The sequence below is a fragment of the Sutcliffiella sp. NC1 genome (genome assembly GCF_027594365.1).
Classification (GTDB): Bacteria; Bacillota; Bacilli; order Bacillales; family Bacillaceae_I; genus Sutcliffiella; species Sutcliffiella cohnii.
This window is the reverse complement of record NZ_CP115153.1, coordinates 1,403,274-1,429,134: the sequence shown is the minus strand read 5'-3', so window position 1 is coordinate 1,429,134 and position 25,861 is coordinate 1,403,274. Positions and strand designations below refer to the sequence as shown.

Below are 25,861 nucleotides of genomic sequence, written 5' to 3'. Positions count from 1 at the left end.
TTCACCTTTAGCTAGATCTACTTCATATTTCGTACCCACGAGCACTTGGTCATGCTCACTTTTTAGTGCGAGCCCATTATTATGCTAATCTATCTACCAAGTTTCGTTTAACAATGCCTGTTAAAGCTGCGGGTGATTCATTTCCAACGTACACTTCAGGAGAAAGTACCATATTACCACTTATGTTTATCGACCTAGATTCGTCAAAACCATTATAATGGACTCTTACAGACGATACCTCGTCATTTTCTGAAAGCATAGTGCTAACTGAAACTATTTTAAATTTAATCACTTATCTTCCACCCCTTCGAATTGGTCACATAAATAGTCATAGATTGTTGCATCATTACCTTTAAATTCTTGGTCGCAACTGAATAATATTTGTTTAACAGTCTTCAACATACCATGATTATCACCGCCTTCAACGACTAGCTCCTCTTCATATAACTCTTGAAGGTCTTTTTTAAATGCCTCCATGTTCTTAATGTCGTATTTTCCATCAGAGGACTTTGCATTTCCATCTTCGTCTTTGTTTGAATGCTCTTTAGCAAGCTCTATTCGTTGTTCTTCCACTTCTTTTGATCGAGCTTCTAATAACTTAATCAGTTTCGTTCTATGACGGGACTGCTTTCCTTTTAAAGGTAAATTAAAAAGCAGGCTCATCGCCTGCAATAACTTTCCGTTTTCAATTTTCACTTGCATATAATTTCCCTCCATTTTGTATTAAGCAGCATAACTTCCATCGCTACTATAAGCCATCATTAATTCTAAATCATCAATTCGTTTTTCTTGTCTTTCTATCATATCCTGCTGTTGTTGAACAGCCCTCCATAGGATAGATAATATACTATAAGGATCCACTCCATCTTCATCTCTCATAATCGAATGAACCATTTCCGAAATGAAACCCACTTTTCGTTTGTCATATATCCCCTGTTCTAAATTAGATTTTAAATGATAAGTGAATACTTGATTGTCCACTAAAATAGCTAATGCATCCTCATCAAAAACCTTTATATTGTCCTTGTATTGAACAGAAGAATCAGGAACAAAACTACTTGCGCGTATGGAATTGTAGCCAGTATCATTTATGTTTGTAACACGTACCTGTTGATTAGTTCGTAAATACAAAATGTTTGACCAATCATTTACAACTGTACCTGTACGTACGGAATACCCTTGCACATTCACGTCACCGGCGACATCTAGTTTATATTGCGGACTTGACGTTCCTACACCGAAATTACCAGAAGTATTATTTACAAACGAATCACCTTGTCCTCTAAATCGATGAGATACATCATTAGAGTTATTCCCTCTCATTACATCTAATCTCCATTCAGATGGCACGGTCGCAAATCGTCCAACACGTAAATACTCTGCACTTATGTCCAACCACGTTGTTTTGTGAATGTGTCCGCTTGTTCCAAAGTTTATTCCTCCGCTGCCAGTAAACAATGTACTGGCTCCCGAAAGTCTCATAGAGTTTAATATATTTATATCACCAACAGTAGATGAAATATTTGCACCAGTTATTTTATCTTTATAAATATAACTTGTTCCATCTGGCCCAACTATTTGTTCCTGAACGGTTTCCCACTTTGGCTCGAATCTTACTGTGGAGTTATAATCATCTTCAAACAAAAAGGACGCTCCACTCATATATCCAGCATAGAGATATACTCCTATTCCATGAGGATTGTCAAGATTAATCGAACTAGGCTTAATAGTAATACCATGAGAATATGTTCTATTTTCTCCGTGAACAAGAGACACTTTCACAAGACCAGAGTTAATCTCAGTCATTTCTCTGTGGTTGTTACCATCGACAATGGATTCACTTATCATGTATCCTTCTTTTAAAAGAAGTGTTCCGATTGTACTCCCACTTGTTACAAACTCACTACCATTTATTCTGACACCGTTAATGTCTATACCGTTGATTTCACCTGCCGTTATAGATCCTAAATCGTTAGTGATATCACTTAGAACTGTAACTGCTCCTACCAAATCTATATTCCTTGAAAGGATCTTTACGCTTTCTGGAGATAGATTTATAGCGCTAATAACTTCATCCTTATTCACTTTTAGGCTAATTTCACCATTTAGGCCATTCAATTCAATTTCTGCACTTCTCATTCGAGTTTCTAACTCTGTTACAGATTCCGAACTTGCTTTTAAGATTAATTGACCAGCCATAGTGGAAATTTCACCTTCTGCGGTTTCTACTCGACCTTCTAATGCATTAAAAGTAGTTTGTTCAACTTTCGAATTTATTTCTGTTTCTGTTTGTGTAATCCGTGATTCAGCACTGTCTAAACGATTAATTATTCCTTCTTGATCTACTTCGTAGTCCATTTTAGAAACACGTTGTTCAATTTCACTTGCTAGTTGAATACGAGCACTTTCTAAACTACTAATCTCCGTTGTGTGCCCGTCCACAGTCTGATTTAAACTACTGACATTTTGACTGATACTATTAACATCAACCGTAAGACTTGTAAGGTTATTGCTGACTGCAGTTACTTCACCTTCTAAGGTTTCTAAAGCGCTCTGTTCAGCTTTTAACTCGACTTTACCAGCAATAACATTTACCTCTGCCGACAAACTAGAAACATTTCCAGAAACTGTGTCTAATTCATCTTGGCTCGCTTTTAAAGCGATAGCACTTGCATTCGCATTTATTTGTATTTGTTGATTTTGCACCGTGCCATCAAGAGTAGAAAGTTCTTCAATGGTAAGGCTTAATCTTCCTTCAATGGTATCAATTTCTTGCGTAATGGATGTAATTCGCCCGCCATGTTCAGTTAGAGCAGATTCATTATCTGATACTCGTAATAGCAGAATATCTGAAACATTAACTAGGTCATTAACCGTGTTATTTATCTCATTAACAAGACTAGAATCAGCTTTTAAAAACAACTGACCATCCACATAATCAAGATTTGCCTTATCAGCCAAATTGGTCATTATTTCATTTACTTTCGCTTCATACACTTCTTTAGAAACTGAATAGTTTTTCGCATTTTGTTCAGCTTGATTAGCCTTCTGTGTTGCATCTTCTGCAGCTGCATTAATTGCCTCCGTCTTTGCAGTATCGGAAACAACATCAGCATAGTGTGTACCATCGTGATAAACACTCTCGTCTTTGCTATCAATCGTTTCCTTAGTGTACGTCACTTCTAAAACGTCCATCATACTTACCTTCTGCTTAATTTGTGCTTGAAGTGACTTCCAAATAGCATTGACTTCCTCCTCAGTGAATTCGATAAAATCACCAAGTTCTACATGCTTTTTAGATTTATCAACAATTGAACGGACTTGTGTGTGTATTCTTGCTTCAAGATAAAGAGGCGGACTAAACGTTGTATCTTTAATTTTTATTGTGTCTCCAAAACGAATTTTCTTGTTTTCCATACCTGGAACATGTTCTAAGTCAGCAATCTCACCTTCATACTCCACCAAAGCATTGACCCGCTTCTTTAATTCCATCTGTGTCAAAGTGGTTAATCGCTCAAGTGACATATTTTCATCGGTTGTTTGAGGTTCATAAGTTTCTACAAGATGTTGTCCTCTTCTCCCCCATCTTTCAAGGGCTTCTTTATCCTCTACAAATACTTCTAATCTAGTACCATCTTCTCGTTCCGGTCCAATACCTAACAGAGCAGTTACGAGTTTGTCCGTCTTTTCCTTCCGTCTAATGCTAAGTAAATCCCGTCCAAACTCAACTTCTCTACCTTGCCATACTCCAATACGGGGAAGTAAATCAACAAATCTACCGATTATTTTGTTCCCATCTACTTCAATTCTAAATCGAAGCTCTAGACCAAACTCACTAGAAATCTTTTTCAATAGACTGTATGGGTTTGTATGCGACTCAATATGAATAGTTCTGATGCCTGCGAATGAAATGTTACCAGGTTGCCATTCCGTACCGTAACATGCAAAAACCACTGCCATAGATGCAGTTTGTGCTGGTAAAGTTTGTGGGGAAATTACTCCTGCTTTTTTTAGTAATAAGTAAGTAGCAGAAGTATAAATTTCAGCTTTTAAAAAACCGTCACTTCCTCTATATTTTCCAGCTTCTTGAATTACAAATTCTTGATATGTTCCATCTTCATCCGGAATTACAACTCGATTATGCTTTCCTAAATGCTCCGAGAATTTCTTGTCTGCAAATGTAGTAAAATCAAAAGTTTCAAGTGTATCTTTTAATGACTTACGATGTTCATCATTTAGTATGTGTTTAGAAGTAATGGAAGCTAGTATGCGATCCGATAGTCCATCAGTAATATGGATTTGTGACATAATAAAACCTCCTTTCTTACCTATACCGTTGACGATACATAACTCTTGTTCGGAAGCTTTCACTAGGCTCTACGATTAATTGATTTTGACCTTCTTTTAGCTTGAAATATTCTGCACCAAAAACCTTTAAATCTGTTCGGTCTTCACCATTTATCAGAATCTCATCAGCTTGGTGGTCAAAACGGATAGTGTCTCCTGGTTGAGCTATATAAGGAATTCTGTAATCATCTGCATCATTAATCTTCCAAACTTTTAGATCCTTAATCGCCATTTGGCAATGCTTAAACCCTCCAAACTTGGATATATGGACCTGAACTTGTGCTACTTTATCCATAAACAAGTTGCCGTTATCAGTAAATCTTCTCGTTTCACGTGCATGATGCGTGCCGTCAGGACGTATTTTTGCTATATAGGAAAGCCATTGGTTCCCAATACGTTCTAGCCTCAATATTCCGTCAAAATCATTCCACGATCCCTCATATGACTGGGTTAGTAAGTAGCGACCTCCGGAACCACCAGCTCTTGCCTCTCCTCGATTTCGACGAAAATGTTCCCACGCGTCTTTTAATGTGATTCGACCGATAATATTGTTATTCACATCAAGTAAATACAACTCAACTTTTCCTACTTCATCGATACCATTAAAATTTTCGATTAACATGTCTACCCTAAAGTTCTGCAACGTCTCTGATAAGCTAGTTTTAAGCGCTGGTCCGTGCCATTTAGCTTCTGATTCGTTACCAAAGTTTTGTACAACAAACTTGGAGCCATCCGATATCATACTTCCCTCAACAGACCCATTATCTACTTGATTACCAACAGTCCATCCATTAGTGGTAGACATGGTACTATGCAAAAGCAACTGTTCTGCGACAAAAGGAGAAGCATCCACATCAACAGGACGTCCAATCATCTGATATTCTCCGTTATGGTTTTGGATCATGGCAAATGTTACTGGTTCTAATACTTCTAATTCGAATATTGGATTTGCTTCGGCTGTGCCGTTATTTGTTAACGTTACAACATCGCTAGGAAATTCAGTACTAAGTTCTGGACCGTATTTGTATGGATCAGGGCATAGAAAGGTAATTACACCCTTTCCACGCTCAAGAAATTCATCAATATCAAAGCTTCCGTCTACAACTGCATATAATACTCTTTCTGGATCATCATCAAACTTTAATTCACAAGGAGAATTGGTAATTAGCCAACTCGCTAAATCTTCCTTTAATCTTTCTAAGTTTGCGAACTCTACATTTTTTAACTCAACTGGGATTTTCTCAACTCTTACTTCTGTCTCTGTGCTACTTAAATGACCACCAGGTTTACCTGTAACGTTGATTATTCTCCTTTTAACGGGAGCCCATGGATAGCGACTAAACCCACGAAGAATTCTTATATAATTTTTCCGTAGATTATTAAATGTGAAATTCATTAGAGCCCCCCTCCTCTAAAACCTTTTACCCTGTTAGTTTTTAGTTCTTGAAACTCTGTAATATCCTCAAATGTAAACCTAGCAAATTCACGACCATTAACTTGAAGCGATACTGGACGAGATGCTAATTCTTGAATCGAATCAATTAATTCACCAAGAGCAAAATTATTTGAATCCCTCTCAGTCCCTATTCCTTTATAACCTGTTACTCCATAACTAGGTAACAAACTTCCTATTGGTGGACCAATTCCTTTTAACCTATTAATGAATCCACTAACATCCGGCTTCATCCATTGCGCTGTTTCATCTGCTTTATTCAAAACGCTACGTTTCTCTTTATCAACCCCTACCTCAAACCCTTTCATGAGGTTGACACCGATTTCATCACGCATCCAACGTGATGGAGAGAAGATAGATAATGCCCCTTTAATTGTTTTTTTAATTCCATTAGAGATATCAGTTACTTTCTTCCAAACAGCACTTGCCATTGACCCTATTCCATCAATAAGACCTTGAATAATATCTTTACCTATTTGAACGAGATCTATCGCAGAAAAGAAGTCCTCGATGTTTCGCCAAATTTTCTCACCAATACCTTTAATCGCATTCCAAGCACCTTCCCAATCGCCTTTTATTAACGACATAATTACATCGATGATGCCTGCTACATAATCAATACCGCTTTTTACAACTAATTTAATAAACTCCCAAGCTACTTTTACTACTCCAGAAATAATTGGCCAAACTATTTGGAAAATACCTTTAATCATGTTTAGAGTAAACTCAATTGTACTCTTAATGTTATCAATTGTTTGTCGAATTAATAGTTTGATAATTTCCCATGTTTTCGAAATAATGGTCATAATGGTGTCGCCATGCTTGTCCCATATTTCTTTTATGCGCTTGGTAACATGCTGAATCATCTCTCTTATACCTTCTATCACTACAGAGATAACATTCATAATCGTGTCCCAAGCAAGTTGGACATTTGCTAGGATTTGTTCACCGTTTTCGTACCAAAACTCACGAATTTGCTCTAATTTTTCCGCAAAAAAAGCAGTCACATATTCCATGACTACTTGCACAATACCCTGTATCCATTCTAATGCCTCAGAGATATATTGAGATATCGCTTGCCAAATGCGGTCTACTTGCTCTCGGAACCACTCGTTATTGTTGTAAAGAGCTATAAATGCGCCAATTACTGCTGCTATAATGAGGACTAGTCTTATCCAAGGGTTATTCTTTAGCACGTTATTTAACGCTGAGTGGGCTGTTTTAACTTTTCCAATTAAAGTTGTTACACTGTTATAACCTGAATGAGCAAGAATAGAAGCAAGGACCCCAAGAGTTATTGAAGTTAGTATAGGTATTATAGGTTTTAAAAAGTTATACAGATTTTTGATTTGATTTACAACTATGGGGATGTTTTCAGCAATAGAGTTCAATACATTTTCAAACGTTTTTCCGAAAGATGCTATGATTGATCTCATATCAGGTAACCCATTTTGAGTTAGCATCTCATCAATTTTCTTAATAATATTCTCTACACCACGAGCAACAGCTGCTCTCATGTTAGCAACGGAAGCACCCCAGGAAGCTCCTGCATCTTTTGCAGCTCCAGCAATCTTAAGAACACCATTAGTCCCTTCCATCATTGCTGTAGAAACCACATCGATAAAATCTTCTGACGTGATTTTTCCTGCCGACAAGTCTTTTTGAACTTGTGCTGCGTCTCTTCCAGTAGCTTTGGCGTACATTCCGACAGCATCTATTCCAGCATCAAATAACCGGTTTAATTGATCCATCCCTACTTTACCGCTTGTAGTCATCTTTGCTAAGGCATCCATGACATTTGCAAGTTGCTCATTAGACCCATTTCCATAGAACGCTACTGCATCTCCCCAGGCAGCTAACCTTTGAGTTGCTTTATCAACTGAAACACCACGTGTAACAAAGTCCTGTACACCTTTAGCAGCTATGTCTAAACCATATGCTGTACCAACTACAGCTTCTCTCGTTCGCTCTAACGCTAAAATTGTTTCCTCTGTGCTACCAGTAATAGCTGTCATAACTCGTTCGAAACTCTCGAGCGTGTCTATGCGTCCAAATGCAGTGTTTATAGAATCCCTTACTAAACCAATTGCCTTAGCACCTAGTGCAACTAGTCCCAAGGCTGTAACGATTTTCCCTATTCCTAACGAAGCCTTTTCTCCACTTGATTGTAAGCCACCTAGTTGCTTATCTAAATCAGCAACTCCTTTGGCAACTGTTCCATCGTCCAAAAGGACATCTATTACAACTCTTCCGTCTGCCATTTACATAATTCACCCCCATGCACAGTATTTATTGCACAGGGGCTCGATGGCTCTCTAACGGTCTTTTTTGACTATATTGACCGTTGCGCATTTTGGACATTTAATTTCGGCAATGCCCTCAACTTTTCCTAATAATCTATTACATTTCTTACAACGTATTTCTCTCATTACATTTTCCACCGCCTAAAAGGCAATATAAAAAGCAGTCCTTTTCAGAACGACTAAACAGCATCTAACCTATTAATTCTTTTTTCTTTTTATTAAATTCTTCTTGAGTAATAATCCCTTCATCAAGTAACTTTTTAAACTCTCGAATTGCCTCTACTTTTGATAAAGCGCCTTTTGAATTATCTTCAAAGGTTTCTTCTTTTGCTATATCATGGGCCACAAGGCGATTTAGTTCATTTGGATGAGTGGCAAATAAATTTACCTCTACTATAAATTTTTCTTTGGATTCCACATCCATGAACGCCATTGTATAGTTGGTTTTCTTTTTCTTTTTCGCTCCTACCGCACCACCAATTAATGTTCCAATTCCAGGAGCAAATACAGTTCCAATGGCAGCACCAGTTAGTGCCTTTGCAGTACTCATTTCAGATATTGATTGCTCTGAGAAACCTAAAAAATAATACTTCCTTTTATTTACTTCTACTATTCCTTTTTCTTTAGTAAAAAGTATCAGATAAGTAGGTTCTTTCTTTTCGCCAATAGTACCTTTTATAACCTTAACTACAATTCCTCTCGGTTTAAAAAAATCAAATAAACCCATACCATCGCCCCCAATAATTCTATATGTTTAATTATAGGCGAGGTTTCTTCCAACTTTCAACTATCGATTCTTCGGCCGATGTTTACGTTTGTTTAAATACTTCTGCGCTTTCTCTTGTTGATAGTTTCCTTTACCGAGGGCTTTTAATTCCTTTTCGATACCATCTGCTAACTTAACATAGTATTCCATTACATAATGTAAAGAAGGTGTTTGTTCATAGACCTTGGCAAAAGTACCTTCACCTAATAAAAGGTCGTAACCTTTTTGTAAGGCTTCCCTAGCGCTTTTTTCGGCAGCTTCATCACCTTTATTCTTTAGGTTTTCGAGTTCTTTTTGTACTTCCACAGCACTTGTTCGTAATCTCTTCAAAGCATCATCAGATACATCAAAAGAAAACTTTAACTTACCAATCTCAACTGGTATTTCGGGCTTTTGAGTTTCTATTCTAATAGCCATTTAGTTACCTCCTGCCAATTTATTAAACATATAATCTAGCTCTTCTTCTCGGGACTTCTGGTCTTTGTTTAAGGCATACATTTCTTTTAGTTCTTTTAATCTTTTTCTTTCCTCTTCCGTCCCTTTTCCAGTCGGAAGTTTGGCGGCTCTTATACCAACTATTTCTTTAAATTTAGTTGTATCACGCATACCTGAAAGTAAGGCTTTGAATTTTTCCCAACGCAATGAACCTTGTTGATCTATTAAATCAATACCATACTCCTGCATAAACGAGGCGTAGATATACTCAGCATCTTGTTTAAGGTCATAATATATCTTCTTATCGGAAGATTCACCAGGCGATTTTTTTTGTTTATTTTCCACACCAATTATTAAACTGGTTACAATTGCTTGAACTGCTTTGTATTTTGTCTCAAATTCAAAGTCTTTTTCGGTTCCTACAAGCATTTTGAAAGCAATTTCTATCTTGTCAGAATCGAAAAATTCTTCGTCATCCATAAGGTCAAAAAATCTTAATACAACATCAAAAAAGAGATTGATAGGGTAATAATCCCCTTCAATCTCGATTTCCTCTTCTAGTCTGTCGGATAGTGTAAACATATCCTCACACTTTCTTAATTAGTTAATTGGGGCTTGCCGTTGAAAGTAGCAGTAAATTCAAACTCTGATTTAGAGTTTGCATCTCCACCAGTAGTTTTAATCCCACTAATAGTCACCGGACCAGTAATAACACGTCCGTCCGGTTGCTCCCACTTTAATGCGGTTTCACGCTTTGTTCCTACTTCAAATGCTAAACTAGCAATATAATCCTGTGCTTCATCTCCATAATTACGATGTCCTGTAAATGTTAGAGTTGCCTTAATACCAGTTACCGTCTCCGAGGAAAAACCTTCTCCATCATAATATGCTGTATCATCCGTCTCATCGTCAAAAGAAGGGTCAACGTTTGAAATACCTGCACCAATTGGAGCCCAGGTTGGTTCTGCTCCTTCTGGAGTAATGTTAATGGAATATTTATTTTTATAATTTAACGGAAATTCATTCACCTTTTATCACTCCTTACTTTCAATAAATAAAGCCGCACTAAATTGTGCGGCAAAAATGTAATACTTATCATCTTTTGCAATTACATTTGGATCAGTAGTAACTCTAATTCCCTCGAATTGATAACTCCCATTTTGACTAGGTATGTCTTTCAATGATGGTAGAAATTTCGCTATATCCAATAAGGTGTTATAAGCAACAAGTTGCGATTCATGCTTTGTCATTACCTGAAACGCATACCCCTGGCGATAAGAGCCGTCATAATAATGCTCATAATTGTTAGAGGGCATTGTCATAACAGCAATGCTATTTCCATTGGTTAAGACTGGAGAGACTACAGTTGAATAGTACCCCTGTTGATCAAGAGTGTTTACTACCAGCTGAAATAAAAAATCGCTATTCTCATTTTCTATCATAGACCTTCTTCCACCGCCTTCTGTGCCACACGCTCCCATTCTCCTAAATGAACACTTCTAGCTTTTTCATACCACAATGGCGAAGCGAATGGATTCTTATCTGTAGAAAAGTTAAACCTTAAACCGAAATAAAGCCGTCTTCCATATGGGGTGTCCCAAATAAGCTTGCCGTTTTCAAAATTAGAAGATCTTAAACTACTATCTCGAAGATTCCAAATATCTGCTGGAATATAGAAATTACTATCTTTTAATACTTGCTCAGACAATACAATCTGTCCTTTTTTTGTAGCTGTATTAAGCTTTGGCCCAACCTTTTTAGTATCGATTGTTACCCTTACATGTTGCTTAGTCATTACACAACACTCACTTCATAATGGTGGGGAATGATTGGATCTAATGCATACAGTGCATCACTAGCAACAACACGTAATTCAACTTCCTTAAATCGTATCTTCGACTTTTCTCTCAAACGCTTGAACATTGGAGTATTTACAGAATCAAGAAAGATAATTCCTTTAGTTTTCACTTCCTCACCATTTGAATCCCGCTTTAGTTCACTTTTCGGTTGAACTAATACAAAAGAGATGGTTTCTTTTGGTGCAAATTCTTCACCGAAAGATCCATCTCTAATAAACTCCTCATATTCAATTGTATGAATTAACAATCGCTTGGGAATTGGTTTAATACGCACTATCGAACACCCCAATACCACTGTATAAAAGTCCGGTAGGTCTTAAATAGTCTAACAGATTGTCAGCGATTGGTTCCCTTTCCTTTCCACTAGATCTGTTACCTCCACCATAAGAGAATTTTCCTACAGCAACACCTGTAATATCATCGCCGGTTATAGCTATATCAGTTCCACCACTTAGAATATAAAACTCTACCTGAGCAGCTGTTGCTTTTTTTACCTGTTCTTGAACAAAAGTAGGTAAATTATCAAATCGATTACCTGTTTTTAGCTTATACCCTGTTAACTGGTCCACTACTTCACTAGCTCGTTCTGCTAATTTAGCAAACTCACTCTCATCAACCGAGGTACCTTTATAATCATTCGTGTAGAATGTGTAGTCGATATAAGCCATGATTACTCACTCTTTGATTCCTCGGACAATTTCTTTAACTCCTCGAGTGATTTCTTCAACTTGGTATTTTCAGACTTTAATGCCTTAATTTCCTTCTTCGCCTCTTCAAGCTCCTTTACTGCATCGTCTTCCTCTAACTCTTTGATTCGTTCCAGAGCTTTGTTGTGCTCCTGAAGAGAAACCGTTCTGCCACCTGTTGCTTCTTTTACCACCTTCCCGTCTTTATCGATTTGCTCAAATCCCTGTAGCAAATAACTCTCCAACCTTGTATCCTCGATATTTAAAACTTTATTATTCTTTCTTACCGTTACTTGTGCCATTATCCTAGCCTCCTATAGAGATATTAAAAAACAAGGGTATCATTATACCCCTGCTTCTACGTGGAACTTGATTCCTGGTACTTTCTTTTCGATAGCGAATACATCCCAATATTTACGTTCAAAATAGTAATACTTGCCACCAGTTGTAGCACTTGGTGCTGATAAATCAACAAAATCATATTTTTGTGGTGTAATTACTGCAGTAGGATGTACGAGAATCATATTGATTTGTTTTGCACCTACTGCTGGTACAGCACCACTAGTAAAGTTGTAAGCCGTCTTCATACGAGAAGAAGGTACAGATACAATCGTTACCTCGTCTAAAGAACGAACATTACGATTAACATCATTTGCTGCATCACCTTTAACCTCTAAAGTACGTTGAATTTTCTCTGCATTCTTCAATAACGTTTTTACTGTTGGTGTAACATATAGAATACGTCCTTCTTGAGGTACTTCAGCTTCGTCCATGTCTTCCATCATTTGATCAAAAATGTTCAAGACATTATCCACTGTTAATTCAGTAGAAATAGCTTCTCCGCCAAAACTTACGTATTCACTGTATAATTTCGAAGCAGCATACTTGTCCATTTCCATATATCTTCAGAGTAGTTCGCTAATCTACTCCCGCTATTCTTAGATAACTGCTATGTGTTACCACATAGATGAGACTATATCTTCATCCAATTTTCATTGGAGCCGCCCGTTTCCACTCGCTTGAGTGTATGCCTACTGATGTAGGTCTTACTAGTCGTTGAACCTTCTATGTTATAAGTCTTTCCACGTATACCCGTACGCTTTAGGTGTCCTTCCAGTAGCACTCCCTCTTATGTTACGTGCTAGTTTTTCATATCCAGAATCGGTTAAAGAGGTTTTGTTTGGATCGTTTTTCAATATCCATTTAGCTGCTTCGGTGCTATTCTTAAAAACAATTCCTGTTTCAACACATAGGAGGCGTTTATTCTGATACTGTCCAAGATTGTCTCTAAGCCCAATTTCTGATGCATGATGGTGATTAGCAATGTGAGTTGCCCACTCAAGGTTCTCTACTCTGTTGTCTGTTTTAATTCCGTTTTTATGATTAACTACAGGCAGTGATTTAGGATTAGGGATAAATGTAATTGCCACTAATCTGTGAACTGAAACAGTTTTAACTTTTCCCTTATATGATAAGTCAACAGCGTAATAACCATTTCTTTTGAGCGCTCTTTTAAGAACCTTACCTTTAAGTAGCCTTTCTTTCACATTCCTGATATTAGTTTTTACTAGCCTGTCTTTGCTCCGAACATCACCTTTATTAGAAACCTCATAAACCTCATCGTAACCAGGTATACTTTTCCACATTTCCATTGAAAGAAAGCCTCCATTTCCTGTTTTCCTTCATCATAACATAGCTTGGCTGCTGATTGTCCTAGAGCCGACAAATCTTTAGGAGTTCCCAGCAATTAGAGCGGATTCAGTTCGCTTATTACTAAGCGACTGCCCAAATTTTAGGAATTTTTTGCTCCTGGTTAAATACACGAGTAATATTGGCAATAGATAACACAGTGTTTGTTTCGTCAATATCTTGAGGATCAACAAACATCGGAAACTCACGGTCATGAGTTAATGTCTTTGGCTCCCAATCATTATCAGCACGTCGAGCAAAGCTACTAGCAACATCACGATCCACATCAATAAATCCACCAACAGTGATACGTGGGATGTGTATTGTTTTAGCACCTACCCATTTAATAATTTGGTTATTAGGTGTTTCATATAATGCTCGGAAATAAAGACCTCCGAAGTAAGCTTGTTGTACTGCTTGTTGATATTGTTCAGCGTAATTTACTGGCATTCAAAATCACTCCATTTATGTTTTTATTTTTTTACTCCAAACGCTTCAAACCATACATCCATTTCAGAAGGTTGCTTTTTCTGATGCTGGCCTGTTGAAAAAGAAGGTTTCTTTTCTTCATCCTGTTGTTGCTCTTGTTGAGCTTTAAAATGCGGGTACTTTTCCACTACTTTGGCAATAGCTGCATCCATATCCAGCTCGTCATTTATCATTGTTTTTGCTAGAGTCACAACATCCTCCACAGATTCAGCGCTTACTCCGGCTTTCATTGCGCTAATTTGTGCTTTTAGAGACGTATTCTCTTCACTGGTTGTAGTAAAGTTTGTCTCTAACTCTTTCAATCTTTCAGCTTGCTTCTCAGCTTCTGTTTTCTGCGACTCTTGCCATTGTTTAAACTTAGCAAGACCATCCTTAGCACTATCGAAATCTTCAATGCCTAATTGCTTAAGAAGCTTTTCTTGTGCTTTTTTCGCCTCTTTAGCAGCAATACTATTCACATCTTCTTGTGTAAACGTCTGGGGTTGGTCTGCTGGTGGAGGGTCAGTACTCGGTGGTTCAGTTCCTCCTACTGGGTCTGCTTGCGGTGGATCTCCCTCTCCGCCTCCATCGGCAAAAAACTGTAATTGCAACGGTAATAACTTTCCTTCAGTTCTTTTTGGCGACTGATTAACCTTCTTGCTTGGAACTAATAAAGTCCAAAGTAATACAATTTTCATCCATAATTTTTTTAACACGATAATTCCTCCCTATTGGGTAATTCCTTCTGTTTCTTTAAGGCCTGTACAGATAAAAGGCAAAATAAAAAGCACCCTCTACGGATGCTTAATAGTGATCAAATTATTGTAGTACTTCTGAAAATAGTATCTCACTTTCTGAAGTTTTGAATTTATGTTGTTGTAACTATTAGGATTTACTTTACCTACACTAACTTCCCTAAGGAATCCATGGGCTATACTTACAGCGGGTAGTAAAAAGTTTTGACTATATTCGTTAGAATCGTATAGTGTAAATAGTTTTAAAGATATCGAAACCTCTGATTTGTATTGTCTGAGTTTCTCTTTTATTATTTGTAACTCGTGTGAGTTCTCGAAATTATTTTCTTTCAAACTTTTCATTAACTCTAAAAGCTCATTCATTTTATCTATATAATTACCTAGAATTTCAACTGCATCATAATAGCCTATATAGTCCATTTCTCAACTTCCTTTAGTGATTTAATAAAGCTATTTTACTACATGGAAGATCAGAAAAAACCTATTATTCCTATAAGAATAACCAAAATATATTTGCTTTATTTATCTTTTTTAGAGCGAAATTCTCCACCTCCAACATTAGGATTATTAATACCTAACTGCTCTCGATCACGCCTTCTAGTCCTTCCAGTCTCTTGAATAAACGCTCTCATCCTATCATGTCTTTCTCTTACTCTCTGTTTTGCAATTTCGATACCTTCTTCATCCCCTAAAATACTCATCATATTTAACTCTCTTTTAGCATGCCTTATTTGACGTTCTAGGTATCTTTGTTTTTGCGATCGTTTGTATGCTTCATTGTTTTCTTCAACTGCGAATGGCTCATTACGTTTAATAGATATTCCTTCGACATATGCATAGAAAACATGGCCACAGTTAACTCCTCTTAGTCCGGCTATTTCTCCATAACTAGTTTCGGATAATGGAGAATACTTTTTACTTGTACCACTGCGACTATAAATTCTCCCTTGAAATGGTGCACAACGTGGTCTTGCACCTAAATGGCTTGAAACCTCTATCAAATCCACTCCGTACTCATCCATACGAGAAAACTGCATTTCATTTGAAACTTTGTTGGTCATTGACCTAGTAACTAAACTAATGTACGCCTCGGTTGACCACTCTTTCCCTGCCCTATCCACCAATGCTGGAATACCTTTTTCAGTCCATTTTAATAACGCTTCTCTAAGTGCTTGTTGTGGTGTTTTGGTACCGGTTAGTACCTTTCCAACAGTTTGGTTTAAAATATCTATATAAGATTGTTGGGATTGTTGTAACATTGTTGAATTTATAAGGTTAAATGTTTCGTTTGCTTGATTTTGATAGGTCAACAATATATTTTGAAACACACCACTTGGTTCTCCTGGTGGGATAACAACCGCCCCGTTTTTAACTGCTTCTTCAAGAGTTTGATCTACATAAGCTATAGATTTATAACCCACATCTTCTAGTAACCTAGAAACCTCATCAATTGCTAGTCCGCTTCTTTTAGCAATTGTAATGATATTCTGTTGTGTTAATGAACCTATTTCAGATAAGTGTAATAGACGCCAACCTTCAATATCCTGAGAGTTTAATAAACTTCTATGTTTTTTTAGGTGTTTAGCAATATTAGTCAATATTTGATCTTCAATCTCGAGAAACACTTGAACGGTCGGCATTGCTAGTTGCTGATTCTCAGATGGCTTCATTCAGTACCAGCTCTAGTCATTCCAAAAAAGTCTATCGATTCTGCTGTTGCAGTCTTATTTTCCTCCATAATCTCCTGGAGCAATATTATAGCCTCTTCTTCTGAAAGTCCGTGAATCTTCATAATGGCTTTCTTTTTAGAAGTAAGCTGATTTGAAACTAATTGAATTTGCTTGTTTATTTCTGCAGTTTGATCATCTGCAATAGAATCGTCAAAGGCTACTGTTACTTCCCAACCATCTTTCGAACTACTAAACAATTCGTAGAGCTCTGCCAGCTGCACAATTACATCGATTAATTCTGTTAGCCCAGCTTCAATCACGTTCTCATGAGATTGTTTTGTTCTAAAGGTCTTACTATTCTCAGAAACAACTTCTGTTGCAGTCTTCACGCTCTTACCATCAAAACTAAAGGAACCGCTACTGAAACCTGTTTGCATCGACAATAGGTTCAACAAGGCATTAATAGCAGCTATATGCTCTTCAACCCGAAGTTCAACCGTATTGTCTTGAATCTTACTGTCATCTATATCTCCAGTGTTCAATGCCTGGTAAACTTCATCGTCTGCATCAAAATAACGTTGCATATTCCCGCTTTCATCAACCACCATCTTAACTGCATTTGCCGGAACTATTATTCTTCGCTTTCCTAACGCAAACTCTCTCTGAAAGCTATCATAAGCAATGTCCAACGTTTTAAGCGTATCTAATGCAGCTGAAAATATAGAAATTCCTAATGGACTCTGCATATCAATGTGATTAGCTAGGTTAGGCTTAAAGTAAACAAATCCGGACCGTTTAAAATTGTTAATCCGTACCTCTTCCTCCAGATCAGGGAATAGCGTTGAAAGAGGAACTTTCTTACCTAAATCAGATGTTGTCTTTTCAGCAACATAGAGCTCATTTTTTATGACATACTCTTTACCTTCCCACAAATGCCATTCCAGGTGAGTGTATTTCCTATCACCTTTACGTATCTCGTTAGGAAACACAGCCTCGTGAATCCCTTGATTGTCCCAACCCACAGGGATGAAGCAATCTGCGGTAACGTATGATAGCTTGATCTTGTTATCTTCTACATACGGCTTAATCACCATTCCACCTAGAGCGAATTGGAATTCTAGGTAATCCTGAAACTTTGAAATGAATTTGTTTTTCTTGAAAATGCTCTCGATATGCTTGGATAAGTCTGTATCCGATATATTAATCTCACATCGCTCATTAAAGATTAATGTGGCCATTTCCTGCGACAGCACTTTTGGCATGTTTAACGTGGCTCTACGACGTTTTTTCCTCCCGTTAATAGTTTGGTAATGAACATCGTGCCATTCGCTAAAATAGCCCTGATAGAGTGCCTTCCAAATATCGATATTTGTATAGAATTGGTCATCGACTGGAATGCTCTTTGTATCTGATAACGATTTAATGTTTTTTACTAAGCCCAATTTCTGCAACACCCCCTTTATTTTACTAATGAGTGATTGAAACATTTCATCACCGCCTTTTCATTCTCTATCTATAACACGTATCTTTTATAAAAATAGTTATTGCTGTATCTACATTCATCGAGTGAATGGTTGTCGGAATCAACGGGTTTGCCATTAGCATCCCTCGTATACATTCCTACTTCTTTCAAAAAGTTATAATGGTCATATTCGTTTTTCTCTTGTTCTACTAAAACAAAGTATTCACTCGTCATCGCATTTTGAAGACGCTCAATACCAACTTCAATTCCTTTAGACCTACCGTTTACGTCATGAGCATTGTTATTTGCTGGTTGTGTTTGAATACCTAACAAATGCAATTCCTCTCTAAGCGACTTACACGCTGGATCAATAAACACTTCCGTTCTGCGCATGCTATATGTCCTTTCACACCAAAGAATAAATTCCTTAATTTCTTTAGCGTAAATACTCATTGCTTTTACTTGTCCTGTATCACTACCAGAATGATAATAATGGGCTACACGATTAAGCTTATAATCATAAGCTCGCTTTTTCCCTTTATGTCTAGTGACAATATTACAAGCAATACTCGTAGCATCTCCTTGTCCTCCATCACCTGAGAAGAACATTTCAATTTTGGTACCTTCTAATTTAGGAATAACATTTTTTCTTAAATCAAACATGCTATAGATAACTCCTGCAGGAATAACTCTTTTCCCAAACCAGTCACGTTGCAAAAGATATGGATTCTTACTTAAGATTTCATATATTTCTTGTTTTCTTTCCTCAGTGATAATCGGATTGTCCTGAATAGTCCAATGTGTCCACCTAGTGTTTTGTACTTCAAAAACTTCTTTGATTACAGGATGATGAGGGGCTGGTGGATTTAGGTCCGCCAAATGGTATCGATCTTGTGCTGCGAATGTACGCCTAAAACATTCTTGGATCATATCCATATGAAGTAAATTGATTTCTCCGAATGCTACACTACCAAGTGACATACCTGTGATAGCACCCACGCTGTTACTTTTCCCACCGCCTTTGTAATATATCTTTTTAATGCCTGTTGGAGTATGCAGTTGTAAATGGGAACCGTGTTCATCATGTTTGATATCGTATAACCCATCAAAGATATGCATTAGACCTGTACCGTCACCATCAATGAACAATCGATAAGCTTGCTCTTGGTTATACGCAACCAGTAAATGGTTTGTGTCTCTACACCAACTATAGTAATCAGCTAACCGGAAGTGAGCAGCTGTTGTCTTTCCACTCCTAGGAGTACCTTCTAATACATCAAATGTGTAATCATAAGGTCTATAAATTACTTCTAGTTGTTTTGGACTGAAAATAATGTTTTTAGCCATCATTCTCACGTTCCTTTATCATTTCTTCATACTTCTTACGCCCTTCAATTAGCGACTCAAGCATTGATGTATCTTTTCTATCACCACGAAGTTTAGAAGCACGCATTTTAGCAAACTCAGTATCAGCTTGCGTTTTAGCAATTTCTGTTTTAATCTTTTCATCTTGCAATTTCTTACGATCCTCTTCATTAAGAAGGTCTGTATATTTAGCAAGGAAGTCTAAAGCTTTCATCTTATCCGCTAGTTTTACGGAGACACCGTCCTTACCTTTCTTCACTTCAGTTACAATAGTGCCGTCTATTTCTGTAGAATCCATGAAGTCCACGTAATTAATTTCAACCATCATTATGTTTCCATCTTCATCCTTCATAGGACCAAATGGGCCCATAGCTTCTACTTCTTTTTTACCAAAGGTTGCATAATCGGTAATATCAGCAAAGGCAATGTCGATGTACTTTTGAAGAACATGTTTCGCATCCAGTTTCAACTCATTCGTTTGCTCTTCCTTCTGTCTCTCGATTTCTTGGCTAATCTTAGGATTTCTTAGGTGTCTATGTCCTTCAACCATAGCTGTAGAATATGCACACCCATATGCTTTTTGATATGCCTTTGTAGCATTAAAGTACTTTAAGTAATACATGCAAAAAAGCCTTTGTTTATCGGTTAAATTGTCCGACTCCACAAAGACTTCCTCACTATCAATATTCTTTTCCTTTTTAGGTACCTTTTTATTAGTAACGTTACTTTTAGATTTAGTAACGTTACCTTTCAATTGCTCGTCCCATTTGTCTTGATTTTTCCACTTGCGAATCTGGGAATCCTTAACTCTTAACTCAGCCGCAATATCTTTGAGCAGTAACTTTCCACCACTCTCTTTCCACATCTCAAATGCTTTGTCACGGTTCGGACTTCTCGCTCGAGCCATCTACACATCACCCACCTCCAAGTGGTATTTGTTTGTTTTGGTCATAGAAAAAAGCACCCTAAGGATGGATGCTTATTATTAGCACTATTGAATTATTTATCATGTTATTTAACACTTAATACTTCTAAAACTTCTTCCATGTTTAAGTTATAATCATGTCTGTCTCTAGATCGTTTTTTGACTTTTTTATAAACTTCAACCATTTCGACTAACTTGCGAGCACTTGGGCCAAATCCATGTGAATTTAAACTTTCTATTACCCCAGATTCAAGTAGCTCCCTGTATTCGCGATAGCGCCCTAAATCCTCAATAAGAAATTTTGCAAACCCATAGTATTTTGATTCTACAGAATCATTTAAATCGAAACCTTTAAATATAACATCTTTTGCATCAACCTCAGCTTTAATATTTTCATCCTTTTCTCTTGCATAGTACAAGTCACTATACATATCAAGAACGTTGCAAACAAATTTACACTCTTGGCCAGACAACTCTTCCAATAATGGTTCTGTAACTAACCCATAGCCCCATTCGTATCCACACCTAAATATTTCGCTGTAATTTTCAAAACTCTTCTTTTCGTATTCGTCTGAAGTTAATTTTGCCATAATATCATATTGATTCATTAGGATTAATCTTTCCTTTAATGAGAATTCTACACTCATTACTATCACTCCCTTCTGAATTATTCATTCGACAAAAGGAGATATTTTCCTCTTTTTTACGCAAGGAAAATCATTAACATAATAACAACAATAACGATAAAAATGATTAATCCAACTGCTTTAGCTAACCACTCAGGTAACTTCAAAGCTAAAATCATATTACCTATCACTATTGAAATAATAAACGGTACAAATAATATAATAGCTAGTTTTAGAGCTAGTTCATTTAACGGCCCTTGTAATGGACTAAAATCAATATCCATTATTTTCACCTCCGAATCTATTATCGGAAGTAAAAATATTTTTTAAAGAACAAAAAACGCCACCGAAAGGTGACGATAGATTATTACAAATAGAGCAACTATCTGCCGCTCCGTCCTGCCTCCCATTTTAGCAAGCAGATTTTTGTTTTTGCAATTTTGTTTCGTTTGGAACATTTGGAACATTTTAATCAACTATATGATCTAGTACCTCATTATTTTGCTGGTGTCGCTTTTCCTCCCTTTTTTTACCTAGTTTATCTTGAATTAAATCGATTCTCTTTGGGAGATTGTATACGTAATCTAAAATAATTTGGGTAAATTCTAATAACGAGGGTATTAAATCAAGACTAATTTCTTCTTCGTCTGCATGTGCCGCAGCATTACCAAATTCTCTTAGTACACTAGCCATATCGTTTAATATTGGTGGTAAAATTCCTTTTTCTGATAGTGATTTTAACATTAAGTAAAGATTTTTACCTTCTTCACCTTTGTCTTTACACATCATTTCTAATGTTCTTCGAATGGCAATCGCACATATATGACCATCTATCAGCCTAATTTTTAGTGCAGCTTCATAGGCTCTAGCCACTTTTTCGGGTATGAAGTTCTCTTCTATAGTCTTGTAAGGATAGAGTAGCTCTTTATGAATAATTGGACTACCGTCGTAATCTATTTCCTCACTGAAACTACTCTTACATTCCAACGTAACATTTATACATACTGGACATAAGTATAAATGCCACTCTTTTATAGTAGTTATTACATAAGTATGGACATACTTACCACCTTGAAAAAGTTCTTCGTTTTCTACATTTTTATGATTCGCTACTTCCTTCATTAAAGTCTTATTGCCGCAATGGTGGCAGGTAATTACTTTTTCTTTTGCTGTCATTTTAATCCCCCCTATCTAAAGGAATTCTTTATAAAAATGATTTCTCCTTCAAGATTAGTAAAGGGTAATATCACATCTTATACTTAACTTTCATTATATAATTCCTCTTTAGCACACTGTTTTTTGTTTTGGATCTTTCGTTTTAGAGGGCATATATGCTCCAACTAATTGTTCAACTATACTTTCTCTTATCCTTCTAATATGAGAATGTGATAATCCCATGTGCAACGCAACCCATCGATAACTCTTCCCCTCAAGCAACCAGTGAAGCACTTCTAATTCCCTATCATCCTTTATCAAATGCAACCTATCCTGAATAACTGATATTTTCGCTTTATATTTACGAATGACCTGGTAACGTTTTTCTCTTCTAACAGCTTCACGGTAGACCGGATCTCCTGTCATTCCTTTGATTTTTGGCATTCCAGCATCATCCCCATATTGAGCTGTTAAACCTTCGCCAGCATCGATTAAGGATGAATTTAATATTTTTATTGAGTTAATCATCCAATGGTAATCCTTTAAAATGTTTTCAATTTCTTTTTTATTCATAGTATTTCTCCCCCTTTATTTTTGTCTATAAGCTCCACCACGACCTCGAGCATATGTTGGTCTATTGGTACCCATTAACTCCCGTAAGTCCCTATCCGACAACTTTTCTTCCTTCTTTTTCGAGAGAGTTACATTTATCATTTTATATTTAATTTGCCTTTCAAACCCGTGCTGCTTCTTCCATTCCTTTAATTGATCCCGTAAACTTTTATTCATCTTCATGTCCCCTTTGTAACAAAATAAAAAGGACACCAAACAAAACAGTAAAAACTGCTTGTCCAGTGTCCTCCAGTTAGCTGGTAGAACTACATATATTTATAATTTATTTTCAGTAATGTTTGAAATTTTTTCAGATCCTTCGTCAATTTGTAATATTTATAAACGTTTTCAATTGAGTCCATTAAGTAAAGTCCACTTATAGACGAATAAAATTCTATACTTTTTATATTTTTTATTAAACTTACGTGATCATCCTTAAATTCAAATTTCGCCATGGCATCTTTACCGTGAGTTTCAGCAGAAAGAATAGAGTATATGATATCATATTCAACCGATAGATCCAGTTTATTACATAATGATTTAAAATTTCTAGTTTTACCGTCTATATTATACCATTTCTGCTCTACTCTCTTCATACCAATTTCATTTAAGTACACGCTCAACACTCTATTTTTGTAGTCTTGATTCATTCCTTCAAAAATATAATTATCAACTTTATGTTTAGGAGTATTTAGAAAATTCCTTATCTTATTCCCAGTTAAGCTATCCTCTATTAGGCTATTATGAAGTCTTATTTCATTTATTTTACAAGAATAAACATAAGACTTTGCTCGTAAATCAGTGTTTGTTTCTAATATGTATCTAAGATAGACATAATTTTCAAAAACAGTTCTTAAAATTATATCCAGAGAATCATAATGCTTTTTTTCAATCAGCACTATAAGTGTTTTCGTATGATTAATTAGGTTTTCCAGTAACCCCAAAATTGATGCATCTGCATAACCAAATTCCACAGTTCCTGATTTTTGAAAATAACCATTAACAACATTATCAAAAACTTTATCCGCTTCACTTTGAATTTTTTTCAGTCGTCTCAACCTCTCCCACGCTCCTCAACACACTTAAAGTTATACAACAAACTCCTATTTAATTTTCACTTTAATATCTCTTCTATCCTTGTCTCTTAGGGATTCTTCCATTTCTTCTTTTATACATTCATTAACTAATTTTAATAACAATTTAAATTTATCCATTTCCTTGCTTATTGAAGCCATGAAAAATAACAATAGGATCCAGACAATACCAACAATGCACAAGTACAAATAAAACTTTAAATCTCCAATACTACTGATATTAACAAGCCCAACTAACGATGAGGTAATTAGTGCAATCAATATTGTTTGAATAGACGAATTTAAAGTAACTAATTTGGGACTTTCCACTTTCACTTCTAAATATAATTGTAATGATTTTAGTCTATCAATAGTATGATATTCTTTTCTTATCTCTTTTTTTATTCTCTCAAAATTATTATGGATTGTATTCTTATCAAAGTCTTTTATATTCTTTAAATTTCCGAATAACCCAATCCAATTCAACTCACCCATCCATTTGAATAAATTATAATTTTCCATTACTCTCTTTTCATACCTTCTAAACAAGTAAGATAATAGACGGTCAAGTACCTTTTCTAACAAAAAAACAATTAGGTTAGGCACAACAATCATAATACCTAAAACGATTACTATATAACGATAGTAAATACCAGTATTAATCCAGTGATAAATTAAAGTACCAGAAATAAGAAATATATAGAAATTAGTCACTACATAAATAAAAACCCTCAAAATTCTTCCCCCTCATCAAACTTGACCCGCTTAACCTTCCCCTGGTGGGTTATTATCTTTGTCTCTCCATGCACGGGTAAATTTGTTATCTTCGCCTTACCATCGCAAACTACAATGGCGAAACTTCCTTTTAGTTCCATTATATCAACTTCTAGTTTGTTTGTACTACGGTTAATCTCAATGTTTTCCAGTCTCATGATTACAACCTCCAATAATAAAATAAAGAGCACCAAACAAACGCTAATGCGCTCATTTAGTGCCCTCGGTTTTTCCGTTAGGCAAAAAATATCTATTCTTGTAATAAAAAGGCTATAAATAACTAGTTTTGTCGAATACCTATCGTTATCCTAGGAGTTATGCAATAATACTTTTGAACTATTCCCACCATTACTTTTGTATATTTTAAGGAGTATAATTATTATGCAAAATAGCGATAATTTAAACGATTTAATGAAAAAAATATATTACGTAAGAAAGAATATGTTAACCTTAGCATCACAATTCGGTTTGGGTGACAACAGAACCATTTCATGTAGTCAAGAACTTGATAAATTAATAATTAAATATCAGAAGCAAAGAGTGAGCTAGTAATAAATCAAATCTTTCTCTTGTTTGTCGTTTCTAAACGATCAACCTTCCCGCCAAGTACAATAACAGATATTTCACCATATTCAGGTAGGTCATGCTCTATTAATCTACCGTCTTTTATCACATACATTTTTTTATTATTTGTTAGATCTATTTCTGCCTTTAATTTTCCGTTCACCAGGACCCCTCCTAATGTTATAATTGAGTTGGTTGGGTCAGGAGAAATCCTGGCTTTTTTATTTTGGTACTGTAGGTTCGTTAGCTTCTATTATTGCTACCAGTTTTATTAAATCCTCTTTAAGTTGTGCTGGATGCTCTTCATAATGCCCATCTTCTTTGTTTAGTATCATATTGATTACCTTGACTTTAATTTCTGTTAATTCTAATTTGTTAACCCAATCCATGTTTATCACCTCGTTTACAGTTTGGTGAGTAATGGATTTATTTATGCTCTTCTCTTTTTTCGATTCCCAGCATGCCTTATTCTGGTTCTTTCACTGTAGGAATTCAAATCAGAGTATGACGTCCCCTTTGGTCTTTCGGTTGGCTTAATTGGATGCTTTTTTATATATTCAAGTCGTTGTTCTTCTGTCATATACCAAACCTTAACCTTGCCAATCACTTAGTATTACTCCTTCACCTTTTTCTAGAACTGCGCATTAATTAATTTTTTTTGCTCCTACTTAATCTGTATTTATATTCCGATATTGGAAATAATTCAATTGTAGGAGGTTATAAAATGTTTGAACAATTACAAGAGCTTAACAAGCAAGCAAATAGAATTGAAACAGAATACTGGGTAAACCACGATTTATTCTCATGACAGTGGTGGTTTATAGTAATAATAAATTTGTTATTTTTAGTTTTATTAATACTTTTCATGGATAAG

34 protein-coding genes and 2 pseudogenes are annotated in these 25,861 nt (G+C 36.1%); 1 reads left to right on the top strand and 35 read right to left on the bottom strand.

Annotation, left to right across the window (positions count from 1 at the left end; genetic code table 11):
* Positions 1-79 precede the first annotated feature (79 nt).
* The 32 genes and pseudogenes from O1A01_RS07450 to O1A01_RS07300 form a co-directional block, all read right to left on the bottom strand.
* Positions 80-292, bottom strand: a complete 213-nt coding sequence (locus tag O1A01_RS07450) for a hypothetical protein (protein ID WP_270065942.1) — start codon at positions 290-292, stop codon at positions 80-82.
* Complete coding sequence (locus O1A01_RS07445) at positions 289-702, bottom strand: DUF1617 family protein (RefSeq protein WP_270065941.1); 414 nt, start codon at positions 700-702, stop codon at positions 289-291. The genes O1A01_RS07450 and O1A01_RS07445 overlap by 4 nt, the downstream gene beginning before the upstream one ends.
* Positions 703-723: 21 nt before the next feature.
* A complete protein-coding gene (locus tag O1A01_RS07440; RefSeq protein WP_270065940.1) occupies positions 724-4,308 on the bottom strand; it encodes a phage tail spike protein in 3,585 nt (1,194 codons plus the stop codon).
* Between the two features lie 16 nt (positions 4,309-4,324).
* Positions 4,325-5,743 (bottom strand): distal tail protein Dit, encoded by a 1,419-nt coding sequence (locus O1A01_RS07435; RefSeq protein WP_066412462.1) that lies wholly within the window; start codon positions 5,741-5,743, stop codon positions 4,325-4,327.
* Complete coding sequence (locus tag O1A01_RS07430; RefSeq protein WP_270065939.1) at positions 5,743-8,061, bottom strand: phage tail protein; 2,319 nt, start codon at positions 8,059-8,061, stop codon at positions 5,743-5,745. The genes O1A01_RS07435 and O1A01_RS07430 overlap by 1 nt, the downstream gene beginning before the upstream one ends.
* Positions 8,062-8,115: 54 nt before the next feature.
* Entirely contained in the window at positions 8,116-8,229 is a 114-nt protein-coding gene (locus tag O1A01_RS25420; RefSeq protein WP_084380204.1) for a zinc finger domain-containing protein, read from the bottom strand.
* 64 nt (positions 8,230-8,293) lie between these two features.
* On the bottom strand, positions 8,294-8,830 hold the full coding sequence (locus O1A01_RS07425) for an SHOCT domain-containing protein (protein ID WP_270065938.1): 537 nt from the start codon (positions 8,828-8,830) through the stop codon (positions 8,294-8,296).
* Positions 8,831-8,890: 60 nt separating this feature from the next.
* The gene (locus tag O1A01_RS07420; protein WP_270065937.1) at positions 8,891-9,286 is read right to left on the bottom strand and encodes a DUF6673 family protein; all 396 of its coding nucleotides are present in this window, start codon (positions 9,284-9,286) and stop codon (positions 8,891-8,893) included.
* Positions 9,287-9,886, bottom strand: coding sequence for a Gp15 family bacteriophage protein (locus O1A01_RS07415; RefSeq protein ID WP_270065936.1), 600 nt, complete (start codon positions 9,884-9,886; stop codon positions 9,287-9,289). It abuts the gene before it with no gap.
* Between the two features lie 14 nt (positions 9,887-9,900).
* Positions 9,901-10,332 (bottom strand): phage tail tube protein, encoded by a 432-nt coding sequence (locus O1A01_RS07410; RefSeq protein ID WP_270065935.1) that lies wholly within the window; start codon positions 10,330-10,332, stop codon positions 9,901-9,903.
* A gap of 6 nt (positions 10,333-10,338) precedes the next feature.
* Positions 10,339-10,785, bottom strand: coding sequence for a ubiquitin family protein (locus O1A01_RS07405; RefSeq protein ID WP_270065934.1), 447 nt, complete (start codon positions 10,783-10,785; stop codon positions 10,339-10,341).
* Entirely contained in the window at positions 10,743-11,099 is a 357-nt protein-coding gene (locus tag O1A01_RS07400) for a minor capsid protein (protein WP_270065933.1), read from the bottom strand. Before O1A01_RS07400 ends, O1A01_RS07405 begins: the two co-directional genes overlap by 43 nt.
* Complete coding sequence (locus O1A01_RS07395; protein WP_270065932.1) at positions 11,099-11,437, bottom strand: putative minor capsid protein; 339 nt, start codon at positions 11,435-11,437, stop codon at positions 11,099-11,101. Before O1A01_RS07395 ends, O1A01_RS07400 begins: the two co-directional genes overlap by 1 nt.
* Positions 11,427-11,831: a head-tail connector protein gene (locus O1A01_RS07390; RefSeq protein ID WP_270065931.1), complete on the bottom strand. Its 405-nt coding sequence runs from the start codon at positions 11,829-11,831 to the stop codon at positions 11,427-11,429. The genes O1A01_RS07395 and O1A01_RS07390 overlap by 11 nt, the downstream gene beginning before the upstream one ends.
* A 2-nt stretch (positions 11,832-11,833) precedes the next feature.
* Positions 11,834-12,151, bottom strand: coding sequence for a hypothetical protein (locus O1A01_RS07385; protein WP_270065930.1), 318 nt, complete (start codon positions 12,149-12,151; stop codon positions 11,834-11,836).
* 42 nt (positions 12,152-12,193) lie between these two features.
* Positions 12,194-12,745 (bottom strand): annotated as a pseudogene (locus O1A01_RS07380) (capsid protein); the annotation flags it as partial.
* Positions 12,746-12,919: 174 nt separating this feature from the next.
* Entirely contained in the window at positions 12,920-13,501 is a 582-nt protein-coding gene (locus O1A01_RS07375) for an NUMOD4 domain-containing protein (protein WP_270065929.1), read from the bottom strand.
* Positions 13,502-13,637: 136 nt separating this feature from the next.
* Positions 13,638-13,988: pseudogene (locus tag O1A01_RS07370) on the bottom strand (capsid protein); the annotation flags it as partial.
* A 23-nt stretch (positions 13,989-14,011) separates the two neighbouring features.
* Complete coding sequence (locus O1A01_RS07365) at positions 14,012-14,722, bottom strand: hypothetical protein (protein WP_270065928.1); 711 nt, start codon at positions 14,720-14,722, stop codon at positions 14,012-14,014.
* Positions 14,723-14,800: 78 nt separating this feature from the next.
* Positions 14,801-15,181, bottom strand: coding sequence for a hypothetical protein (locus O1A01_RS07360; RefSeq protein ID WP_270065927.1), 381 nt, complete (start codon positions 15,179-15,181; stop codon positions 14,801-14,803).
* A 98-nt stretch (positions 15,182-15,279) separates the two neighbouring features.
* Positions 15,280-16,431 carry a phage minor capsid protein gene (locus O1A01_RS07355; RefSeq protein ID WP_270065926.1) on the bottom strand — a complete coding sequence of 384 codons (1,152 nt, stop codon included), beginning with the start codon at positions 16,429-16,431 and terminating at the stop codon, positions 15,280-15,282.
* Complete coding sequence (locus O1A01_RS07350) at positions 16,428-17,918, bottom strand: phage portal protein (protein ID WP_270065925.1); 1,491 nt, start codon at positions 17,916-17,918, stop codon at positions 16,428-16,430. Before O1A01_RS07350 ends, O1A01_RS07355 begins: the two co-directional genes overlap by 4 nt.
* Before the next feature lie 26 nt (positions 17,919-17,944).
* Entirely contained in the window at positions 17,945-19,240 is a 1,296-nt protein-coding gene (locus tag O1A01_RS07345; RefSeq protein ID WP_270066384.1) for a PBSX family phage terminase large subunit, read from the bottom strand.
* Positions 19,233-20,165, bottom strand: coding sequence for a terminase small subunit (locus tag O1A01_RS07340; protein WP_270065924.1), 933 nt, complete (start codon positions 20,163-20,165; stop codon positions 19,233-19,235). Before O1A01_RS07340 ends, O1A01_RS07345 begins: the two co-directional genes overlap by 8 nt.
* Positions 20,166-20,269: 104 nt before the next feature.
* Complete coding sequence (locus tag O1A01_RS07335; protein ID WP_270065923.1) at positions 20,270-20,830, bottom strand: YfbU family protein; 561 nt, start codon at positions 20,828-20,830, stop codon at positions 20,270-20,272.
* A gap of 56 nt (positions 20,831-20,886) precedes the next feature.
* Complete coding sequence (locus O1A01_RS07330; protein WP_270065922.1) at positions 20,887-21,093, bottom strand: hypothetical protein; 207 nt, start codon at positions 21,091-21,093, stop codon at positions 20,887-20,889.
* A gap of 184 nt (positions 21,094-21,277) precedes the next feature.
* Positions 21,278-21,985 (bottom strand): DUF4145 domain-containing protein, encoded by a 708-nt coding sequence (locus O1A01_RS07325; protein WP_270065921.1) that lies wholly within the window; start codon positions 21,983-21,985, stop codon positions 21,278-21,280.
* 108 nt (positions 21,986-22,093) lie between these two features.
* On the bottom strand, positions 22,094-22,537 hold the full coding sequence (locus O1A01_RS07320) for a helix-turn-helix transcriptional regulator (RefSeq protein ID WP_270065920.1): 444 nt from the start codon (positions 22,535-22,537) through the stop codon (positions 22,094-22,096).
* Positions 22,538-22,552: 15 nt separating this feature from the next.
* Positions 22,553-22,753 (bottom strand): hypothetical protein, encoded by a 201-nt coding sequence (locus tag O1A01_RS07315; protein ID WP_270065919.1) that lies wholly within the window; start codon positions 22,751-22,753, stop codon positions 22,553-22,555.
* Between the two features lie 89 nt (positions 22,754-22,842).
* Positions 22,843-23,634: a DUF5677 domain-containing protein gene (locus O1A01_RS07310; RefSeq protein WP_270065918.1), complete on the bottom strand. Its 792-nt coding sequence runs from the start codon at positions 23,632-23,634 to the stop codon at positions 22,843-22,845.
* Positions 23,635-23,679: 45 nt separating this feature from the next.
* On the bottom strand, positions 23,680-24,384 hold the full coding sequence (locus tag O1A01_RS07305) for a hypothetical protein (protein WP_270065917.1): 705 nt from the start codon (positions 24,382-24,384) through the stop codon (positions 23,680-23,682).
* Positions 24,381-24,581 carry an XtrA/YqaO family protein gene (locus tag O1A01_RS07300; RefSeq protein ID WP_270065916.1) on the bottom strand — a complete coding sequence of 67 codons (201 nt, stop codon included), beginning with the start codon at positions 24,579-24,581 and terminating at the stop codon, positions 24,381-24,383. Before O1A01_RS07300 ends, O1A01_RS07305 begins: the two co-directional genes overlap by 4 nt.
* 223 nt (positions 24,582-24,804) lie before the next feature.
* On the opposite strand from O1A01_RS07300, the gene O1A01_RS25340 reads away from it, so the two are divergent.
* Positions 24,805-24,972, top strand: coding sequence for an aspartyl-phosphate phosphatase Spo0E family protein (locus tag O1A01_RS25340; protein WP_333482927.1), 168 nt, complete (start codon positions 24,805-24,807; stop codon positions 24,970-24,972).
* A gap of 7 nt (positions 24,973-24,979) precedes the next feature.
* On the opposite strand, the gene O1A01_RS07290 is transcribed toward O1A01_RS25340, so the two are convergent.
* From O1A01_RS07290 to O1A01_RS07280, 3 genes are read right to left on the bottom strand one after another with little or no spacing between them, the layout of a single operon-like run.
* Positions 24,980-25,150: a DUF3954 domain-containing protein gene (locus O1A01_RS07290; protein WP_270065915.1), complete on the bottom strand. Its 171-nt coding sequence runs from the start codon at positions 25,148-25,150 to the stop codon at positions 24,980-24,982.
* 58 nt (positions 25,151-25,208) lie between these two features.
* A complete protein-coding gene (locus O1A01_RS07285; protein ID WP_270065914.1) occupies positions 25,209-25,376 on the bottom strand; it encodes a hypothetical protein in 168 nt (55 codons plus the stop codon).
* Positions 25,377-25,417: 41 nt separating this feature from the next.
* Positions 25,418-25,594: a hypothetical protein gene (locus O1A01_RS07280; RefSeq protein ID WP_157076590.1), complete on the bottom strand. Its 177-nt coding sequence runs from the start codon at positions 25,592-25,594 to the stop codon at positions 25,418-25,420.
* Positions 25,595-25,861 lie beyond the last annotated feature (267 nt).

What these genes read in the sequence shown, in the direction of transcription:
- O1A01_RS07445 (WP_270065941.1), bottom strand. Translation starts at nt 702, where the DNA reads ATGCAAGTGAAAATTGAAAACGGAAAGTTATTGCAGGCGATGAGCCTG.
- O1A01_RS07440 (WP_270065940.1), bottom strand. Translation starts at nt 4,308, where the DNA reads ATGTCACAAATCCATATTACTGATGGACTATCGGATCGCATACTAGCT.
- O1A01_RS07435 (WP_066412462.1), bottom strand. Translation starts at nt 5,743, where the DNA reads ATGAATTTCACATTTAATAATCTACGGAAAAATTATATAAGAATTCTT.
- O1A01_RS07430 (WP_270065939.1), bottom strand. Translation starts at nt 8,061, where the DNA reads ATGGCAGACGGAAGAGTTGTAATAGATGTCCTTTTGGACGATGGAACA.
- O1A01_RS25420 (WP_084380204.1), bottom strand. Translation starts at nt 8,229, where the DNA reads ATGAGAGAAATACGTTGTAAGAAATGTAATAGATTATTAGGAAAAGTT.
- O1A01_RS07425 (WP_270065938.1), bottom strand. Translation starts at nt 8,830, where the DNA reads ATGGGTTTATTTGATTTTTTTAAACCGAGAGGAATTGTAGTTAAGGTT.
- O1A01_RS07420 (WP_270065937.1), bottom strand. Translation starts at nt 9,286, where the DNA reads ATGGCTATTAGAATAGAAACTCAAAAGCCCGAAATACCAGTTGAGATT.
- O1A01_RS07415 (WP_270065936.1), bottom strand. Translation starts at nt 9,886, where the DNA reads ATGTTTACACTATCCGACAGACTAGAAGAGGAAATCGAGATTGAAGGG.
- O1A01_RS07405 (WP_270065934.1), bottom strand. Translation starts at nt 10,785, where the DNA reads ATGGGAGCGTGTGGCACAGAAGGCGGTGGAAGAAGGTCTATGATAGAA.
- O1A01_RS07400 (WP_270065933.1), bottom strand. Translation starts at nt 11,099, where the DNA reads ATGACTAAGCAACATGTAAGGGTAACAATCGATACTAAAAAGGTTGGG.
- O1A01_RS07390 (WP_270065931.1), bottom strand. Translation starts at nt 11,831, where the DNA reads ATGGCTTATATCGACTACACATTCTACACGAATGATTATAAAGGTACC.
- O1A01_RS07385 (WP_270065930.1), bottom strand. Translation starts at nt 12,151, where the DNA reads ATGGCACAAGTAACGGTAAGAAAGAATAATAAAGTTTTAAATATCGAG.
- O1A01_RS07375 (WP_270065929.1), bottom strand. Translation starts at nt 13,501, where the DNA reads ATGGAAATGTGGAAAAGTATACCTGGTTACGATGAGGTTTATGAGGTT.
- O1A01_RS07360 (WP_270065927.1), bottom strand. Translation starts at nt 15,181, where the DNA reads ATGGACTATATAGGCTATTATGATGCAGTTGAAATTCTAGGTAATTAT.
- O1A01_RS07355 (WP_270065926.1), bottom strand. Translation starts at nt 16,431, where the DNA reads ATGAAGCCATCTGAGAATCAGCAACTAGCAATGCCGACCGTTCAAGTG.
- O1A01_RS07350 (WP_270065925.1), bottom strand. Translation starts at nt 17,918, where the DNA reads ATGTTTCAATCACTCATTAGTAAAATAAAGGGGGTGTTGCAGAAATTG.
- O1A01_RS07345 (WP_270066384.1), bottom strand. Translation starts at nt 19,240, where the DNA reads ATGGCTAAAAACATTATTTTCAGTCCAAAACAACTAGAAGTAATTTAT.
- O1A01_RS07340 (WP_270065924.1), bottom strand. Translation starts at nt 20,165, where the DNA reads ATGGCTCGAGCGAGAAGTCCGAACCGTGACAAAGCATTTGAGATGTGG.
- O1A01_RS07335 (WP_270065923.1), bottom strand. Translation starts at nt 20,830, where the DNA reads ATGAGTGTAGAATTCTCATTAAAGGAAAGATTAATCCTAATGAATCAA.
- O1A01_RS07330 (WP_270065922.1), bottom strand. Translation starts at nt 21,093, where the DNA reads ATGGATATTGATTTTAGTCCATTACAAGGGCCGTTAAATGAACTAGCT.
- O1A01_RS07325 (WP_270065921.1), bottom strand. Translation starts at nt 21,985, where the DNA reads ATGACAGCAAAAGAAAAAGTAATTACCTGCCACCATTGCGGCAATAAG.
- O1A01_RS07320 (WP_270065920.1), bottom strand. Translation starts at nt 22,537, where the DNA reads ATGAATAAAAAAGAAATTGAAAACATTTTAAAGGATTACCATTGGATG.
- O1A01_RS07315 (WP_270065919.1), bottom strand. Translation starts at nt 22,753, where the DNA reads ATGAATAAAAGTTTACGGGATCAATTAAAGGAATGGAAGAAGCAGCAC.
- O1A01_RS07300 (WP_270065916.1), bottom strand. Translation starts at nt 24,581, where the DNA reads ATGAGACTGGAAAACATTGAGATTAACCGTAGTACAAACAAACTAGAA.
- O1A01_RS25340 (WP_333482927.1), top strand. Translation starts at nt 24,805, where the DNA reads ATGCAAAATAGCGATAATTTAAACGATTTAATGAAAAAAATATATTAC.
- O1A01_RS07285 (WP_270065914.1), bottom strand. Translation starts at nt 25,376, where the DNA reads ATGGATTGGGTTAACAAATTAGAATTAACAGAAATTAAAGTCAAGGTA.